This window comes from Methylibium sp. T29-B (assembly GCF_000576225.1).
GTDB classification, from domain to species: Bacteria; Pseudomonadota; Gammaproteobacteria; order Burkholderiales; family Burkholderiaceae_C; genus Methylibium; species Methylibium petroleiphilum.
In genome coordinates, this window is record NZ_AZSN01000029.1 from 1 (window position 1) to 17846 (window position 17846).

Consider the following 17846-nt stretch of genomic DNA (forward strand, 5'->3'; position numbering starts at 1 on the left):
GCCCAGCCGGCCAGCGGCGGCGCCGGCGCCGCCGGCGGCCAGCAGGCGCAGGAACTCGCGCCGCTGCTCGTAGGCCGCACGCGGCGTGATCTCGCTGGCCACGGGATGGAGGTAGCCCGCGCGGGCCTGTCGGGGAATCAGCATGGTCGGTCGCCTGGTGAGGAACGCGGAGGTTCGAAGGCCGGCGCGGGGCGGGAGTTCCGTCACGGGCCGCACATCCTTGCACAACAGTCGCGGCGCGACGGGCAACCTTACAGCCCGGGCACGCGTCCCGGGCGACCCGTCAGAGCGCCGAGAAGTCGGTGGAGAGGATGCCGTCGTCGTCCTCGTCGCCGTACAGGCGCAGCGCCTGGGCCGGCTTGCGATCGCGGAAGCTCTTGCGTGCGTACAGCTTCTCCTGCGCCTGCACCGGCAGGTCGGTGATGCGCAGGACCTGGCGGGCGATCAGCACGTCGATCAGGTCTTCGAGCACGCGCACGACGTCGGCGTCGAGCTTCGCGAACTCGCTCTGCGGCGTGCTGCCGGCGCCGACGAAGGCCTGCACCTCCGGGTGGTCAGGCGGCAGAAACTCCGCGCCCGCTTCCGGGTGGCGGTGCAGGCTCAGGACGCGGCCGTCGGCGTGGCGCAAGGCATAGGGCATGACGCTGCCGACTTTAATCGGCGCAGCGTCCTGCCGCTTACAACTGCCCGTAGGAGTGCAGGCCCGACAGGAACATGTTCACGCCGAGGAAGGCAAAGGTGGTGACCACCAGGCCGACCAGCGCCCACCAGGCAGCCACCGTGCCGCGCAGCCCCTTCATCAGTCGCATGTGCAGCCAGGCCGCGTAGTTGAGCCAGACGATCAGCGCCCAGGTCTCCTTCGGGTCCCAGCTCCAGTAGCCGCCCCAGGCCTCGGCGGCCCACAGCGCGCCGAGCACGGTCGCGATCGTGAAGAAAGCGAAGCCGACCGCGATGGCGCGGTACATCACGTCGTCGAGCAGTTCCAGCGCCGGCAGCTTGGCGACGATCGGCCGGCGCAGCGCCAGCGTCAGCGCGAAGAAGGCGCCGACGCCGCCGATCAGGCGCATCGCCGAGCCGAGCGAACCCACCGTTTCGGCCTGCAGCGGCGCGAACGCCGCAAAGGCCCCCAGCACCGCCAGCAAGCCCACCGGCAGGACGATGAAAGCGGTCACCAGGGCCCGCGTCGCGGCCGTCTTCAGCAGGTAGGCCCAGGCGACCATCGCGGCCAGCGCGAAGGTGCCGTAGCCGACGAAGTTGGCCGGCACATGCACCTTCATCCACCAGCTCTGCAGCGCCGGCACCAGCGGCTGGATCTCCTGCGCCTCGCGCGCCACCGTGTACCAGAGCAGGAAGCCGACCGACGCACTGACGATCAGCATCACGAAGGCACCGAGCGAGCGCACGCTGCCTCGCCACTGCCGGCATTGGCGGCCCGGCCGCTGGCCGTGCTGGCGGCGCGCTGCAGGTAGTTGGCCTCGAAGTACAGGTGGAACAGCGCCGTCATCCAGGCGAACAGCACGAACACCTCGTAGAGGTTGCTGACCGGGATGTGGCCGATGTCGGCGCCGATCTGGTGGCTCTCGTACCAGCGCACCATGGTGCCGGTGAGCGCCATGAACACCGCGCCCCAGGCCAGCAGCGAGCCGATCTTCTCGGCCGTGGCCTGGCTGTCGCGCTGCTTGAAGAAACCGATCCAGTAGAACAGCGTGCTCATGAAGAACAGCGTGCACATCCACAGGATCGCCGTCTGGCTCGCGAACAGGTACTTCAGCAGGAACAGCTGCTGCCCGGCCTCGAGGTCGGCACCGAAGCCGTCGGTGGTGCGGCTGTAGAGGCCGATCGCGAGGAAGCTGGCCAGCGCGACGGCGATCGCCAGGCCCCGCAGCGGGCCCCAGAACCAGCCCAGGCCGATGACCAGCGGTGTCGCGCCGGCGAGGATGCCGAGTTCGTAGCCGTCCATGTGGCTGCCATAGCGCTGGAAGGCATAGCCGGCACCGGCCACGACCAGCAGCGCGAAGATCCAGTCGAAGGCGCTGCGCCGGGCGAAGTAGCCGCCGCGACCGATCGTCAGCATGGCGGGGGGCGTGGTGGTGTTCATGCGCTTTCCTTCGCTAGGAGGCTGTCGCGTATCTGCTCGAACTCACGGTCGGTGTCGAGCGTCTGCCGGGTCGACGACAGCGCGGCGGTCAGGCGCGTGCCGCCGCCGTCCGGTGCGTCCTCGAGCCACACCCACAGGCGGCGTTCGCGCACATAGAGCATCGCGAACACGCCGATGATCAGGAACAGGCAGCCGAGGTAGACCAGCGTCTTGCCCGGCGTGCGCGTGACCTGGAACACGCTGGCCTGCACCTGGGTGTAGTCGTCCAGGGCCAGCAACACCGGCGCCGGGTAGAAGAAGGCATCCGAGAGCGACAGCACGGCCTGTGTCATGAAGGCCTGGGTGGCCTCGTCGGGCACGAGGGGCTTGAGGCCGGCGCGCTCGCGCGTCAGGTTCAGCAACTCGAACAGCGTGCCGTTGAGGATGCGCAGCAGCACGTCCGAGGTGCGCTCGCGGTCGGCTTCCGGCACGCTGGCCTCCAGGAAGCCCGACAGCGCCTGCAGCCCGCCGACGGCCGGTTCGCCCGCGCGCACCGGCTCGATGCCGGCGTAGAGGTCCAGCGCGCGCCGCGCCGATACTGTCAGTTGCTCCGCCAGTTCGGGCTTGTCGGCCGGCGTGGCGCGGGCCACGTAGCGCTGCACCGCGGCCTCGCGCAACGCCCGCTCGTTGAGGCCGCCGCGCAGCCGCATCCAGCCGGCCAGGCCGTCGGCATCGTCGGCCGGAATGCGCAGGTAGCGGAATGGCTCGTTAGGCGTCTCACGCACCCCAGCGAGGAAGACGCGCTGGCCATCGAGCGTGAGCGGCAGCGTGTAGTTGTTGTACTCGCGGGCCTGGCCGGCCGCGTCGCGCAGCTTGTAGCTGATCGACGGCCCGACGTTCTGCAGCGTCTTCTCGGTGCGCGTCTTCGCGCCGGAACCGAGGTGGCTCTCGAGCCGGTTGACGAGATCGACCTTGCGTACGTCGGTGCCGCCGCTCGCATCGACCGCCGCGAGGTTCTCGACGTTGATGACGCGCAGGCCGGTGAACTCGAGACCGAGCGTCTGGCCGTCGCGCTCGCTCTGGATCTTGGTCTCGGTGCCGACCTCGCCGTCCATCTGGAACGGCGTCCCGCCGCCCAGCGGCCAGCCCCGGAGCTTGAGCTTGGAGCCGCCGTCCTCGAAGCTCGACAGGTAGATCATCACGCCGCGGTGCTGCACCGGCTCGTTGACCTTCACGGTCGCGGTGCGGGTGGCGCCGGTGTCGCGGTCGTGCAGCACGATGTCGCTGGCGAATCGCTTGGGCATGCCGGTCGGGTAGAAGTCGACCAGGAACTTCTTCAGCTCGATGTCGAACGGCAGCGGCTGCAGCACCACGCCGTCCTTCAGCTGGATCACCGCGGTGCCGCCACGCTTGCCTTCGCCGACCAGGATGTTGCCGCGGTAGGTCGGGTTGCCCTCGGAGAGCACATGTTCGGCCGGCACGTTGCGCAGCAGGCCGGCCCCGGGCCAGGCGGACTTGTCGAACAGCGCCATCTGCGCACGCACCACCAGGTCACCGTCGAACAGGCCGCCGATGCAGATCAGCACGATCGCCGAGTGCGCGGCCAGATAGCCGAGTTTGTTGGCAGCGCCCTTTCGGGCCGCCACCATCACGCCGCCCTCGCGTTCCTGCAGCTTGGCCTTCCAGCCGCCAGCGACCAGCAACGCCGACACGCGGTCCAGCACCTCGGCGCGTGGCGCGGCGAGTGTGCCCTCGGCGCGGTGATGGAAGGACTTGAGGCTGCTCGCGCGGATCTGCTCCTTGTAGGCCTTGAGATCGACCAGGATCTTCGGCGCGTTGCGCGCGATGCACAGGCTGGTCGACGCGACCAGGAAGGCCAGGATCAGCAGGAACCACCAGGCGCTGTAGACCGCATAGAGGTCGAGTGCGTCGAACACCTGCGCCCAGAACGGCCCGAACTGGTTCACGTAGTTGTTCATCGACTCGTGCTGCCGCAGCACGGTACCGATGACCGAGGCGATGCAGATCACGGTCAGCAGCGTGATCGAAAACCGCATCGACGACAGCACCTCGACCGCTGCGCGCAACGTGCGCGAGCGAGTCGGCAGTTCGAGGCCGGTGGTACTGACGGTCATGGGAAAGGGACGATTCGACGAAGGGCGAACAGGCAGAGGCGGCAACAGCCCGAAAGTTCAACCGGCGCGCCGCACAAATACGAAGGCCGGCGTCGAGCCGGCCTTCGGGAAAGCGCGCCGGCGCGTCCGGGTCAGCGCAGCCCGGCGATGTAGTCGGCGACGGCCTTGAGCTCCTTGTCGCTGAGCTTGGCCGCGATGACGCTCATCTGGGCGTTGTTGTTGCGTGCGCCGCCGCGGAAGGCCACCAGTTGCGCCTCGGTGTAGTCGGCGTGCTGGCCGCCGACGCGCGGGTACTGGGCCGGGATGCCCGCACCGGTCGGGCTGTGGCAGCCGGCACAGGCCGGCACCTGCTTGTCGGCGATGCCGCCGCGGTAGATCTGCTGGCCCAGCGTGACGGTGTCCTTGCTCTTGGCAAAGCCAGGCTTGGCCTGCTTGCTCGCGTAGAAGGCCGCCACGTTGCGCATGTCGTCCTCGCTCAGGGTCGAGGCGAAGCCCTTCATGATCGCGTTGTTGCGCTTGCCCGACTTGAACTCGGCCAGCTGCTTGGCGAGGTACTCGGGATGCTGGCCCGCCAGGATGGGGTTGGCGGGGCTGCCGCGCGAGCCGTCGGCGGTGTGGCAGGCGGCGCACACCGCAGTGGAGATCGCCTCGCCCTTTTTGAGGTCGGGCTTGGCAGGCGCCTTGGCCTCCTCCGCCAGAACCGGGGTCACGAGGGCGGCGGCCAACAGGAACGACAGGAGAGACTTCATGGGCGAGCAATGGAGGAGTGGGTGGCGAACGGGTCAGCCCCGTCGGCTAACCAGCGATTTTACAATGCCGCATGAACTCGCCCACTCCGGCGGTCCCGGACCCCGCCAAAGTGGCGCTGGCCTGGACCCACACCGCCCGCTTTCTCACCACCGCCGCGCGGATGGAACACCTGCCGGTCAACGAGCTGCCGGAGATTGCCTTCGTGGGCCGCTCGAACGCCGGCAAGTCCACCGCGATCAACCTGCTGACGCAGCAGAAGCGCCTGGCCTTCGCCTCGAAGACACCCGGCCGCACCCAGCACATCAACCTGTTCTCGCTCGGCCCGAAGGACGCGCCCGACGCGCTGTTCGCCGACCTGCCCGGCTACGGCTACGCGGCCGTCGCGCGCGGAGCAAAGCTGCGCTGGCAGCAGGTGATGGCGGAGTATCTGGAAACGCGGCGCAGCCTGTCGGGCGTGGTGCTGATGGTCGATTCCCGGCTGGGCTTCACCGAACTCGATCAACAGCTGCTGGCCTTCGTGGCGCCGCGCGTCGGCACCGGAGAGATCAAGCTGCTGGTGCTGCTGACCAAGGCCGACAAGCTCAACCGCCGCGAGGCCGATGCCGCGCTCGCTGCCGCGCAGGGGGTGCTTGGACAGTTGGCGACCGACGACGCCGACCTGAGCCTCGCGCTGTTCTCGGCACTGAGCCGGCGCGGTGTCGGTGATGCCGCCCAGGTGCTGCACACCTGGGCGCACGGCGAGCCGGCGCCGGGATCGACGCCGGCTGGCTGAACCGGCCGCCGCCGCTCAGGGGCGGCCGAGCAGCAGGTAGACCGCGGTGTCGCCGCGCGGCGCGTAGGCCACGCCGACATAGAGCGGGCCCAGCCCGGTATCCGCACCGAGGAAAACGCTCGTGCCGGTGCGCAGGTCGCCGAGGCTCATCTGGCGGCGTTCGGCCCAGGCATTGCCAGCTCCAACGACAAGCCGGCGAAGAAGCCACGGGTCAGTGCAGGCGGGGTCAGCCGGTAGTAGTAGCTGGCGCGACCGAACAGCAGGTAGTTGCCCTCGACCTGGCCCGGTTCGTAGCCCGAAAGATTCTGGAAGCCGCCGAGCGCATACAGGCCGCGCCCCAGCGGCGCCGAGCGGCCGGCGAACAGCGTGCTGCCGTAGAAGTTCAGCGTGTGCTTGGCGGCCCAGGTGGTGGCGACATTCACGTTGGCCTCGACGCGGCTGAAGTCGCGCTCGGCTTCGCCGGCATCGCTGCCGCTGCGTACACGCCCTCCGGCCAGCTCGCCGACCAGCCGGTAGCCCTCCTGCGCGAAGAAGGCGTAGTCGAGCTGGTCGACGATGGCCCGCAGACGCAGGCCGATCTCGCGCCGCTCGGTGCCGCCGCCGGGCGCGGCGAAGTCGCGACTGACGATCAGCGTCTTGTCATCCCAGCGCTGCAGATAGGGTCCGAGTCGCAGCTCGCCGAACTCGCCCCAGGGCTGGCCGAGGTCGACGCCGAGGCGCAGGCTGCTGCGGCGGAAGCGACCGCTCTCGGGCCCTTCGGCACCAGCGTAGGTGACGACCTCGCGGCGGTCGGCGCTGGCTGTCGGGGCGAGGAACCAATCGTGGCCCAGCGAGGTGTTCCAGCCCAGCGGGCGGTACCACTCGGTGGACCAGCCCGGCCGCGAGCCGATCTCGACCACGTTGCGCCACTCGCTGCCGACCTCGTCGAGCCAGCGCCAGACGTGGGCGATCTTGACGTTGAAGCTGCTGCGCCCGCTGAAGTCGGTGGACAGGCCGAGCCCGAAGCGGAAGTAGTTCGGCCCCCAGGACTTCTCCTCGAGGTTGAACACCACGCCGTCGTCGCCGCTGCCGGTGCGCAGCAACTGATAGTCGACGCGGGTGTAGTCGCCGCTGGCCGCGAGGCGGCGCGCGTCCCGCTCGGCGGCATCGGCGGCGAAGGGCTTGCCGGGACGGGTCTCCAGCTGCTCGGCGAAGCGTTCCGGCCGCGTGACCTCGCTGCCGTCGAACTTCACGAACTCCAATACGGGCTGAGGAAGACCGGGCCGCGCCCGCGCCTGCGCCCAGCTCTGGTAGCTGGCCTGATCGACGCCATAGGCCTCGAGCTGCAGCACCATCTGGGCCGTCTGCAGCTCGCCCAGCTCGATGAGCTCCATGGCCTTCGCGAAGTCGGCCGAGCTCAGCAGGCCGAGCTGCGGCGCGATCAGCAGATCGCGCGGGCCCAGCGTCGCCAGGCTGCGCTGCACGTTCTGCTCGGTCAGGATGTTGATCATCTGCGTGGTCACGCCGATCAGCGAGCCCAGCGTGTCGCGCGCACCCAGCGGCGTGCCGATGTTGACGGCGATCACGACATCGGCGCCCATCGCACGCGCCACATCGACCGGCAGGTTGTTCACCAGCCCGCCGTCACCGAGGATGCGCCCCTCGATCTCGGTCGGTGCGAACACGCCGGGCACGCTCATGCTCGATCGCATCGCAAGCGCCAGATCGCCCTCCTTCAGCACCAGCGGCTGACCGTTCTCCATGTCGGTGGCGACGGCACGAAAGGGCGTGGGCAGGCGGTCGAAATCGCGCACCGCACGCACCGGCAGCGTGTACCGGCGCAGCAGCGACTCCAGCCCGCGGCTCGACAGCGTGCCGATCGGCACGCGCAGCTCGCCGTCGCGCAGGCCGATCTCGAGCGCCGAGGCGATCTCGAAGTCCGTCTCCTTGCGCCGCTGCGACAGCTCGCGGCGCGCGACGCGGGTCGCGAACAGCTGGTCCCAGTCGACCTTGAGCAGCTCGCGCTCCAGCGACTCGGCGCTCATGCCGCTCGCATACAAGCCGCCGATGATCGCGCCCATCGAGGTGCCTGCGATCACATCGATCGGGATGCGCTCGCGCTCCAGCACCTTCAGCACGCCGACGTGCGCGAGACCGCGCGCTCCCCCACCCGACAGCACGAGGCCGATGCGCGGCCGCCCCGCGGGTTGCAAGGATCGAGGCTCGGTCACGGGTGCCGCGGCACGGGCCGCGGCCGGGGCGGAGGCGGCAGACGCGGCGGCCGGCAGTGGCGACGGTGACATGCCGCCCGCCTCGGCCATTGCCGCCGCTGCGACGATCGCAACGATCAAGCCTCCCCGGAGCGACGACAGGACGCGGATGCGGTACATGCCGGGATTGTGCGGGGCTCTCGCACGATCCCCGCGACGGTGGCGCGATGACGCCGCGCCTCAGCCCAACGTGGTGTCGCGGCCGCGCGGCGGCGCCATCAGGGCGTCGACGGCGCGCTCGATGAGGTTGCGCTGCTCCAGTGGCCCGGCCAGGCCGCCGTCGGCCAGGCGCTCGAGCGCACGCCGCGTGAGGCCGTGCGTGAGTCCGAGTTCGGCGTCGCTGAACAGCCAGTGCTCGCGCGACTCGTCGACCCACAACACGCGCGCCACGGTCCAGTCGCCGCGGGCGACCAACCGGCACCAGGTACCGACCGCCAGGTGCTGCAGCCAGCCGCGCGCGCCCGCCACCGGCGCCTCGGGCATCAGCGCCGCCGGCACGGTGTCGAGCGTCGCGATGTCGAACATCGAGTCGCCGGCCGGCGTGCGCGGCGCTGGCTCGTCCGGCAGTTCTTCCTCGCGCATCCGGCGCACGATTTCCTCTGGCGTGAGGGACACCGCCGCACTCCCGATCGGCCGCAACAGGTCGGTGTGGCATGCCATCAGGGTGGCCAGCACGGCATCGCGTTGCGAGGGAGGTGTGGCGATGCGCGCCATGCCCTGCTGCAGTCGCTGCACCAGGCCCGGCACCGCGGCCACCAGGCGGCGACGGTCGTCCTCGCTGCGCAGCGGCGCAAGGCTGGCGAGCAGATCCGGCACCACGGCCAGCAGACCGCGCGTCGTGTCGGCCTGCTCGCCGTCGTTGATCAGGGCATGCGCCAGCACCTCGGGCCACGGCCCGGTGAGGAAGTGCTGCAGCGTCTCGTCCAGCACCACCGCCGCGGCCGGGCGGGCCGGCGTACTGCCCTCGATGCGCCACGGCGAGGTCGCGTCCTGCAGTTCGAGTCGCACCTGCCGGCGCAGCGCCTCGACCATCGTGACGCGCCGCGCGGCCGCCTGCAGCTTGGCGATCGGCGCAGCGGCCTCACGCCGCTCGGCGTCGAGCTCGCCGACCAGCAGCGAATCGAGCGCGGTCAGCGCCTGCGCGTGCACCGCGATCGCCGGCGTGGCCGCCTGCAGGCGCGTGAACAGCACCTCGACGTCGAGCAGCAACGCGCACAGCCGGGGATCATCGTCGTCCTGGAAGCCGGCCGTGTGCGACGCGAGCCGAATCATCATCTGCCAGATCGGGTGCGAGTGATCCTCCAGCACCCGGGGCTCGCGCAGCGCCACGCGCAGCAACGGTGCCTGCAAGCTGGCCAGCGTGGAACGCACCGGCAGCGGCAGCAGCGCGTCGTCGAGCACGGCGCCGCTCAGGTGGGCCACCAGCAGCATGATCTCGCGGTCGTCGTCGTGGCGGCCGGCCGCCTCGAGGAAGGGCAGCCGGGCCATCAGGCGGTCGGCGCCCTGGATCCCCAGCGGTCGCCGCGCCAGCACATGCACCAGATTGCGGTCGAGCTGCTGCAGCGAATCGGCCTCGTCCATCGGACCGGCGCGCGTGGCACCGTCGATGTTCGCGTAGCGCGTGCTGAGGCGGCTGCGCAGGCTGTCGAGTGCGCCGGGACGCGTCAGGTCGTAGCCGGAATTCGGCGGCGCGACCCGCCGTGCCGCCGGCGTGGAGCTGGCCTTCCAGGCCGCCTGGCCGACCCCCCAGTCGGCCAGGCGCCGGCCGGCGTCGATCGCGACCTGCTTCAGCGCCTGTGCGAGCGGCTCGCCGCTGGCGCGCATCAGTGCCTTGCGGGCCGGTGCGCCGAGGCCCAGCACCTCGCTGGCGTCCCACACCGCGCGCACCAGCAGCTCGGGCCGCAGCAGGTTGGAGGTCGCGCGCACCGTGTCCTGGCCGCGCAGCGTCGCTGTGCGCGACTGCAGCTCGTGCAGCTCGTGCTCGGCGGCGTGGTCGACCAGCTGCACCGCGCGCAGCAGCTCGATGTTCTCTTCGGCCTCGGCTTCGTCGACCAGCGTCAGCGCTTCGGCCGACCAAGCCGGACGCGGCGACAGCGTCGCGCCCGCGTCGGGCGCGCCGGCCTCGATCTCGCTGCGCCAGCGCGAACCCAGCAACTCACCGACGCGACGCGCCCACAGCGGATGGTTGTGACGCAGGGCCAGCTCGGCGTCGTCGCGCGGGCGCGCCGGCAGTTCGCGCAGCGCGCTGCGGGTGGTCGGTGCGTGCAGCGCCTGCAGGGCCTCGTTCGCGACCCGGCTCATCCAGCGCGGCACCTCCGCGAGACAGCTGTCGAGGTAGCGCTGCAGCAGCGGCGAGACATCCATGCGCCCGATTATCCCGGGAGCGTTCGCCGAACGCGCATGAAAAAGGGCCGCATTTCTGCGGCCCTTGCTGACGCGGTTCTGGGCAGAGCCCAGGCGGCCGGCCTCCCGTGGGAGGCCGGCGGGACATCACATGTCCATGCCCATGCCACCCATGCCGCCCATGCCACCCGGCATGCCGCCGGCCGGCGCGTCGTCCTTGGGCGACTCGGCGACCATGGCTTCCGTCGTCAGCATCAGCGCGGCCACCGAGGCGGCGTTCTGCAGCGCGGTGCGGGTCACCTTGGTCGGGTCCAGGATGCCCATCTCGATCATGTCGCCGTAGGTGCCGTTGGCGGCGTTGTAGCCGTAGTTGCCCTTGCCGGCGAGCACGGCGTTCACCACCACGCTGGCTTCGTCACCGGCGTTGGTGACGATGATGCGCAGCGGCTCCTCGATCGCACGCAGGATCAGCTTGATGCCGGCGTCCTGGTCGGCGTTGTCGCCCTTGATCGCACCGGCGGCCTGCTTGGCGCGCAGCAGCGCCACGCCACCGCCGGCCACGATGCCTTCTTCCACCGCGGCACGCGTGGCGTGCAGGGCGTCTTCGACACGGGCCTTCTTTTCCTTCATCTCGACTTCGGTGGCGGCACCGACCTTGATGACGGCCACGCCGCCGGCGAGCTTGGCCACGCGCTCCTGGAGCTTCTCGCGGTCGTAGTCGCTGGTGGCTTCCTCGATCTGCACGCGCACCTGCTTGACGCGGGCTTCGATGTCGCCCGCCGCGCCGGCGCCGTCGATGATCGTGGTGTTTTCCTTGCCCACCTCGACGCGCTTGGCCTGGCCCAGATCGGCCAGCGTGACCTTCTCGAGCGTCAGGCCGACTTCCTCGGCGATGACCTTGCCGCCGGTCAGGATCGCGATGTCCTCGAGCATCGCCTTGCGACGGTCACCGAAGCCCGGCGCCTTGACGGCCACGACCTTCAGAATGCCGCGGATGGTGTTGACCACCAGCGTCGCGAGCGCTTCGCCTTCGACTTCCTCGGCGATGATCAGCAGCGGACGGCCCGACTTGGCCACCTGCTCCAGCGTCGGCAGCAGGTCACGGATGTTGCTGATCTTCTTGTCGTAGAGCAGCACGAACGGGTTGTCGAGCACCGCGCTCTGCTTTTCCGGGTTGTTGATGAAGTAGGGCGACAGGTAGCCGCGGTCGAACTGCATGCCTTCGACCACGTCGAGCTCGTTGTTCAGGCTCTTGCCGTCTTCGACGGTGATGACGCCTTCCTTGCCGACCTTGTCCATCGCCGACGCGATGATCTGGCCGACGTCGTCGTCCGAATTCGCCGAGATGGTGCCGACCTGGGCGATTTCCTTGCTGGTGGTGGTCGGCTTCGACTGCTTCTTCAGCTGCTCGACCAGGCTCACGACGGCCTTGTCGATGCCGCGCTTCAGGTCCATCGGGTTCATGCCCGCGGCCACGTACTTCATGCCTTCGCGCACGATCGCCTGGGCCAGCACGGTGGCGGTGGTGGTGCCGTCACCGGCGTTGTCCGAGGTCTTGGAAGCGACTTCCTTGACCATCTGGGCGCCCATGTTCTGGAGCTTGTCCTTCAGCTCGATTTCCTTGGCCACGGACACACCGTCCTTGGTCACGGTCGGGGCGCCGAACGAACGCTCGAGCACCACGTTGCGGCCCTTCGGGCCCAGGGTCACCTTGACCGCGTTGGCCAGGATATTCACGCCTTCGACCATGCGCGCGCGGGCTTCACCGCCGAAAACGACGTCTTTAGCTGCCATTTGTATTCTCCGAAATCTGATTTGCCGGCTCGCGCCGGGGAATTCTTCTGTCTACGGCCGGCCCTTGGGGCCTTGACTTCGCTGCGCGAAGTCAGCCTGCGACGAAAGCAAATCGCACGCGATTTACTTTTCAACCACGGCGAAGAGGTCTTCCTCGCGCATCACCAGCAGTTCGTCACCGTCGACCTTGACGGTCTGGCCGCTGTACTTGCCGAACAGCACGCGATCGCCGACCTTGCAGTTCAGGGCGATGAAGTCGCCCTTGTCGTTGCGCTTGCCCGGACCCACGGCCAGCACTTCACCCTGGTCGGGCTTCTCGGCGGCGTTGTCGGGGATCACGATGCCCGAAGCGGTCTTGGTTTCCTGTTCGAGGCGCTTGACGATCACGCGATCGTGCAAAGGACGAAGTTTCATCGCATCTCCTTGATGGGTATCGAATATCTACGGACTTGTTTCGCGCAGTTAGCGCAAGCTCACAATTGCGCAGCCAGAGACGATGATGCCGTCTCCGGCTTGTTAGCACTCAGTCTGCGCGAGTGCTAGCGACAGATTATAGGGGTCGCTCACGGCGTTTCAATAGCGCCGCGCCCGGAGCGTGACGAAGGCCCGACTTGCGGCGGGCCGCCGCGGTCAGACCCCCGCCGTCTCGATCTCGCTGAAGGCGTGGTTCAGCCAGAGCTTGAGACGCTGGCGCTCCATCAGACCCAGGCTCGGGCCTTCGCTGCCCGGCGAGTTGCGCGCGGCCCAGAAGCTGCTGTTGCTGGCGTCGATCTTCTGCACCACCGAGTCGTGCAGGCGCTTGAGCGTGATCACACGAGCGCCCAGTGCCAGCGCGCGATCCTGTTCGCCCGACTTCTCGAGCTGGCTGAAGTCGTCGCCGCGGAGCTGGTTGCGCACCAGCACGTAGCGCAGGCGCCGGCCGAAGCGGTCGAGCAGGCGCTTGAGCAGATCGACCGAGTCCTTGCCGGAGTCCATCACGTGCCAGTAGTGGATGGCGACACCGGACATGTCGGCTAGGTCCAGCACGCCCGACTCATCCATCCACTTCACCAGAGGATCATGGGTCTGCGCTGCCAGGTCGACCAGCACACGGCGACCCGGGGCCTCGATGGCCGCCTCGACGATCGCATCCAGCGCCTCGTAGCGATCGGCCAGCACCGGCGAGGCGTAGCCCGCATAGAAGCGCATCAGCGAGCCGTGCGAACGGTCGGTATCGAAGCCAGTGAACGGGACCTCGTGGTCGATCAGGTACTGCGCCAGCAGACGCGACACGAGCGATTTGCCGACGCCGCCCTTCTCGCCGCCGATCATGTGGATCCTCGACGTGGTCGCGGTCTCGAGCGTGGGAATCTGCGTCATGCTGCTCAGCTCTCCATGGCGAAAGGCGGAACGTCGGCCGGCGGGATGCCATGTCGAATTCGTCGCCCGTACGGGACATTGTGCAACGCAGCGAGGGGCGCCACACGGCGGGCCGCGCGATATCGGACTGCGTTCTGCTCCTTGACACGGCCGCTCGGCAGGGCCGGGACGGCTTCTATCATTCGGCATGTCCTCACCCGCTGCGCCGGCCGCCGCTCCGCCCTGGCTACAACGCTGCTTCGGTCCGTGGGTCAGGCTCGTGTCGCGCGAGACGCTGCGCGCCGACCTGCTGGCCGGCCTGCTGGGCGCCGTGCTGGTGCTGCCGCAGGGCATCGCCTTCGCCACGCTCGCCGGGCTGCCGCCGCAGTACGGCCTGGCCACCGCCATCCTGCCGTGCATCGTCGCGGCGCTGTTCGGCTCCAGCCTTCACGTGATGTCGGGGCCGACGAATGCGAACTCGCTGGCGCTGGCGGCCATGCTCACGCCGCTGGCCTGGGTGCGCAGCCCCGACTACATCGAGCTCGCGCTGACCGTCACGCTGCTGGTCGGCGTGATGCAGACCCTGATCGGCACGCTGCGCCTGGGCAGCATCGCCAACTTCATCTCGCCGGCGGCCTTGCTAGGCTTCACCGCCGGCGCCTCGGTGCTGATCGCGCTGCATGCCCTGCCCGACCTGCTGGGCATGAGTTCCGGCACCGGGTTGAGGCCGATGCTCGAGGCCCTCTGGCAGCGGCCGCTGGAGGCGGTGCACCTCGGCTCGCTGGTCGTCGGCGTGGTGGCCCTCGCGGTCACGCTCGCCGTGCGGCACTGGCAGCGGCGCTGGCCAGCGCTGCTGCTGGGACTGGCGGCCGGCACGCTGGTCGCCGTGCTGCTGAACGCCAGGCACGAGGACGGCACGTTCTGGCATGTCGAGCAGATCGGCGAAGTGCCGCTGCCCTGGCCGCGCTGGCACTGGCCGGATATCGACGTGGCGCGGCTGCGCGACCTGGTCAGCATCGCCTTCGCCCTGACGCTGGTGGCGCTCGCCCAGTCGATCTCGATCGCCAAGGCCGTGGCCGCCCGCTCGGGCCAGCGCATCGACGCCAACCGCGAGTTCCTCGGCCAGGGCCTGTCCAACGTGGTGGGAGGCCTGACCTCCGCCTATGTCTCCTGCGGATCGCTGAACCGTTCGATCCCCAACCTCGAGGCCGGCGCGCGCACGCCACTGGCTTCGGTGTTCTCGGCCGGGCTGCTGCTGTTGCTGGTGCTGGTGAGTGCCCCGCTGCTGGCGCTGATCCCGAATGCGGCGATCGCCGCGGTGCTGCTGCCGGTCGCCTGGAACCTGCTCGACCTGCCCGGCTGGCGGCGCCTGATGCGGCTGGAGCGCAGCGACTTCGCGATCGCCGCGGCCACCGCGATGGCCACCGTGAGCCTCAGGCTCGAGATCGCGATCCTGCTCGGCAGCATCCTGTCGCTGAGCAGCTACCTGCAGCGCACGGCGCGGCCGGCGATGCGCACGATGGGGTTCGATTCCGTGGCGCCGGACCGCCCCTTCGTCGTGCTCGACGGCCAGGCCGAGGCGCTGCCGGAGTGCCCGCAGCTCAAGCTGCTGCGCATGGAGGGGGCGGTCTACTTCGGCGCCGCCCAGCATGTGTCCGACACGCTGCACCACCTGCGCTCGGCGCCTACCGCGCCGCGCCACCTGCTGGTCATGAGCAAGAGCATGAACTTCATCGACCCGGCCGGCGCCCAGGTCTGGGACGAAGAGCTGCGCGCCCGCCGGGCCGACGGCGGCGACCTCTATTTCCACCGCCCGCGCCCGCCGGTGCTGGACCTATGGGAACGCTCGGGCTTCCTCGACGCGCTCGGTCGAGACCATGTGTTCTCCGACAAGCACAGCGCAATCGCACGGATCGTGCCGCGCCTCGACCCGGCGATCTGCGTCGGCTGCAAGGTCAGGATCTTCGGCGAGTGCGCCCACCAGCCCGGCGCGCCGCCGGCGCCGGAGATCTGAACCGCCGCAGCCCGATCAGCTGCGCGGTTGCGGTGCCGGCGGCGGCTGCACCGACTGCGCGCGCGCGACGCGCGTGGTGCCGCCGGTCGAGATCAGCACCACCTGGTCGCCGGGCTGAAAGCTTTCCTTGCCCTGCGCCTGGACGATGGCACGCCGCTCGCCGTTGCGCAGCTGCACCATGATCTCCAGCGCCTGCTCGCGCGTCGCGAGCCGCTCGGTGGCGTTGCCGACCACCGCGCCGGCCACCGCACCCAGAACGCCCACCACCACGGCTTCACGGCGGCCGCGACCGAACTGCCGGCCACGCCACCCGCCACGCCGCCGGCCACACCGCCGATGCCCGACTGGCTGCCGTCGACCGTGACCTCGCGCACGTTGACGACGACAGCGTCCTGCACGGTCGACAGCCGCTGCGCGTCGCCGCGCTGGACCACGTCGGGACTGGTGGTGGAGCAGGCGGCCAGGGCCAGCACGACGCCAGCGATCAACAGGTTCTTCATGTGAGCTTCCTTCACGCACTGGGCGATCACGGCACAACGAGGCCGCCCTCGGGGGCGTTGACGCCACGGAGCGGTTGGAGTCGGGGCTTGCGTTCGCGGTTCAGCCGCGCGCAACACCGGAACGGAATTATTTCACCGCGACTTCAACCATGCAGACGGCTGGAGCGCGGCACGCTGGCCAGCAGGAATTCCATCTGATCGACCAGGATGCGGCGGCCGCGCAGGATCATGTCCTCGTGCAGGCTCGGCACGTAGGGAGGTAGAGCAGGCTCATGCGCGCCTCTTCCGGCGTGCGGTTGGCCTTGTGACCGTTGCAGCTGCGGCAGGCGGTGATGCAGTTCATCCAGCTGTCGAGCCCGCCGCGCGAGGTGGGCTGGATGTGCTCGCGGGTCAGGTCGTCGGCATGGAACTGGCCCCCGCAGTAGGCGCAGATGTAGCGGTCGCGCACGAACAGCTTGGGGTTCGACAGCGCCGGCGTCTGCCGCCAGGCGCGGCTGGGCACGCTGCCGCGGACCGCGATGATGGAGTGCACCTCGATGCGCGACTGCAGGCCGGTGCGGCGCTGGATGCCGCCACGCAGCACCACGCAGGCGTCGCCCAGCGTCCACGCGACGCCATCGCTGGCGTAGAGAACCGCCGCCTCGCGGGCGGTGATCCAAGCCTGAGGTCGGCCCGACACGTCGAGCTGCAGCACGTCCATGCACAAACTCCTTGACACGGAGCATAGAGCACGGCGGCCCGCCGCCTCAAGCGGAGCAACGCTAGCGGCGGCGGGCCGGGGGTCGATCTGCGGGGTCGGCGCGACACCGCGCGCCGGCGTGTCATGCGCGGGTCATCGACCGGTCGCCGCCGGCAGCAGACCGCGCGTGCCGGCCATCAACCGGGTGAGCCCGAGCAGCGCGTCGATGTTGGGCGTGGGCAGGCCGAGCTTCGCGCCGATCTCGTGGACGGCGGTGACCAGCGCGTCGAGCTCGATCGGGCGGCCGGCCTCCACATCCTGCAGCATCGAGGTCTTGAAGGCCCCGAGCTTGCGGCCCACCGCCTGGCGTTCCTCGCCGCTTTGCGCGATCGGGCAGTCGATACGCGCGCCGATGGCCGACGCTTCGGCCATCGCGCGCAGGCAGAAGGCATTGACCAGCGGATCGTCGAAGATCCGGTCCGCCGTCGCGCCGGTCAGTGCCGACACCGGGTTGGTCGTCATGTTGCCCCACAGCTTGAACCAGATCGCCTGGCGGATGTCCGGTGTGGCCTCGACCTCCAGGCCGCCGTCGCGCAGGGCCTGCGCCACCGCGGCGACGCGCGCGCTGGCGCCGCCGGCCGGCTCGCCGACGATCAGACGCTCGCCGAAACCGTGGCGCACGAGACCCGGTTCGGGCTGGCTGCAGGTGAGGTGCACCACGCCGCCGAGCACGCGCGCCAGCGGCAGCGCGGCAGCGATGCGGCCCTCGGGATCGACGCTCGCCAGCCGCGGATCGATGCGGCCGGCCGGCAGCGTCTGCAGGAACCACCAGGGCACGCCGTTCATCGCGGTGAGCACCGGCGTGTCGGGGCCCAGCAGCGGCGCCAGCCGCTCGGCCACGGCCGCCAGCGCGGGCGACTTGACCGCCACGATCACCAGCTCCTGCGGCCCGAGTGCTGCGGCATCGTCGGCAATGTCGATCGCGTGCGCGGTGACCCGGCCGCCCTCGTCCAGCCGCAGCCCATGTTCCCGCACCGCCGCCAGCGCGGCACCACGCGCCAGCGCACTGACCCGATGGCCGCCGCGCACCAGCCGCGCGGCAAGGAAACCGCCGACCGCCCCCAGGCCCACCACGGCAATCCGCATCGATCGTCCTCCTTGCGCTCACGCGCCCTGAACCCGGGCCATGGTAAGC

The 17846-nt window shown here is 69.9% G+C and carries 14 protein-coding genes and 2 pseudogenes; 3 read left to right on the top strand and 13 right to left on the bottom strand.

The genetic code is table 11. The features are described 5' to 3' along the window. Positions 1-283: 283 nt before the first annotated feature. From Y694_RS07015 to Y694_RS07030, 4 genes and pseudogenes are all read right to left on the bottom strand, one after another. Entirely contained in the window at positions 284-640 is a 357-nt protein-coding gene (locus Y694_RS07015) for a hypothetical protein (RefSeq protein WP_011828035.1), read from the bottom strand. A gap of 37 nt (positions 641-677) precedes the next feature. Further along, positions 678-2098: pseudogene (ccsB, locus tag Y694_RS07020) on the bottom strand (c-type cytochrome biogenesis protein CcsB). After that, complete coding sequence (locus Y694_RS07025) at positions 2095-4212, bottom strand: cytochrome c biogenesis protein ResB (protein ID WP_036231053.1); 2118 nt, start codon at positions 4210-4212, stop codon at positions 2095-2097. The pseudogene ccsB and the gene Y694_RS07025 overlap by 4 nt, the downstream one beginning before the upstream one ends. A gap of 131 nt (positions 4213-4343) precedes the next feature. Next, complete coding sequence (locus tag Y694_RS07030) at positions 4344-4961, bottom strand: cytochrome c (RefSeq protein WP_011828032.1); 618 nt, start codon at positions 4959-4961, stop codon at positions 4344-4346. Positions 4962-5032: 71 nt separating this feature from the next. Here Y694_RS07030 and yihA point away from each other — a divergent pair, with 71 nt between their 5' ends. After that, positions 5033-5734: a ribosome biogenesis GTP-binding protein YihA/YsxC gene (gene yihA / locus Y694_RS07035; RefSeq protein ID WP_036231056.1), complete on the top strand. Its 702-nt coding sequence runs from the start codon at positions 5033-5035 to the stop codon at positions 5732-5734. Between the two features lie 15 nt (positions 5735-5749). Here yihA and Y694_RS26465 read toward each other — a convergent pair whose 3' ends face one another. The 6 genes from Y694_RS26465 to Y694_RS07060 all read right to left on the bottom strand — a co-directional run bounded on the left by Y694_RS26465 (position 5750) and on the right by Y694_RS07060 (position 13479). Further along, entirely contained in the window at positions 5750-5884 is a 135-nt protein-coding gene (locus Y694_RS26465; protein WP_255343773.1) for a hypothetical protein, read from the bottom strand. Beyond that, positions 5881-8103 (bottom strand): patatin-like phospholipase family protein, encoded by a 2223-nt coding sequence (locus Y694_RS07040; RefSeq protein ID WP_051495625.1) that lies wholly within the window; start codon positions 8101-8103, stop codon positions 5881-5883. Before Y694_RS07040 ends, Y694_RS26465 begins: the two co-directional genes overlap by 4 nt. Before the next feature lie 60 nt (positions 8104-8163). Next, positions 8164-10347 (bottom strand): DUF1631 family protein, encoded by a 2184-nt coding sequence (locus Y694_RS07045; RefSeq protein ID WP_036231059.1) that lies wholly within the window; start codon positions 10345-10347, stop codon positions 8164-8166. Positions 10348-10473: 126 nt separating this feature from the next. Next, on the bottom strand, positions 10474-12120 hold the full coding sequence (groL, locus tag Y694_RS07050; protein ID WP_011828028.1) for a chaperonin GroEL: 1647 nt from the start codon (positions 12118-12120) through the stop codon (positions 10474-10476). Positions 12121-12243: 123 nt separating this feature from the next. After that, positions 12244-12534: a co-chaperone GroES gene (locus Y694_RS07055; protein ID WP_011828027.1), complete on the bottom strand. Its 291-nt coding sequence runs from the start codon at positions 12532-12534 to the stop codon at positions 12244-12246. Positions 12535-12750: 216 nt separating this feature from the next. Continuing rightward, complete coding sequence (locus tag Y694_RS07060; RefSeq protein WP_011828026.1) at positions 12751-13479, bottom strand: mobilization protein; 729 nt, start codon at positions 13477-13479, stop codon at positions 12751-12753. A gap of 187 nt (positions 13480-13666) precedes the next feature. On the opposite strand from Y694_RS07060, the gene Y694_RS07065 reads away from it, so the two are divergent. Next, on the top strand, positions 13667-15472 hold the full coding sequence (locus Y694_RS07065; protein ID WP_036231062.1) for a SulP family inorganic anion transporter: 1806 nt from the start codon (positions 13667-13669) through the stop codon (positions 15470-15472). Positions 15473-15487: 15 nt separating this feature from the next. Here the strand turns inward: Y694_RS07065 and Y694_RS25560 are convergent, their stop codons facing one another. Further along, positions 15488-15739 carry a hypothetical protein gene (locus Y694_RS25560; protein ID WP_231497570.1) on the bottom strand — a complete coding sequence of 84 codons (252 nt, stop codon included), beginning with the start codon at positions 15737-15739 and terminating at the stop codon, positions 15488-15490. Between the two features lie 69 nt (positions 15740-15808). On the opposite strand from Y694_RS25560, the gene Y694_RS25565 reads away from it, so the two are divergent. Then, the gene (locus Y694_RS25565) at positions 15809-15976 is read left to right on the top strand and encodes a hypothetical protein (protein WP_231497571.1); all 168 of its coding nucleotides are present in this window, start codon (positions 15809-15811) and stop codon (positions 15974-15976) included. Positions 15977-16115: 139 nt separating this feature from the next. Here the strand turns inward: Y694_RS25565 and Y694_RS07075 are convergent. Continuing rightward, positions 16116-16672 (bottom strand): annotated as a pseudogene (locus Y694_RS07075) (HNH endonuclease). A 132-nt stretch (positions 16673-16804) separates the two neighbouring features. Continuing rightward, positions 16805-17797, bottom strand: coding sequence for a 2-dehydropantoate 2-reductase (locus Y694_RS07080; RefSeq protein ID WP_036231065.1), 993 nt, complete (start codon positions 17795-17797; stop codon positions 16805-16807). Between the last annotated feature and the right edge of the window lie 49 nt (positions 17798-17846).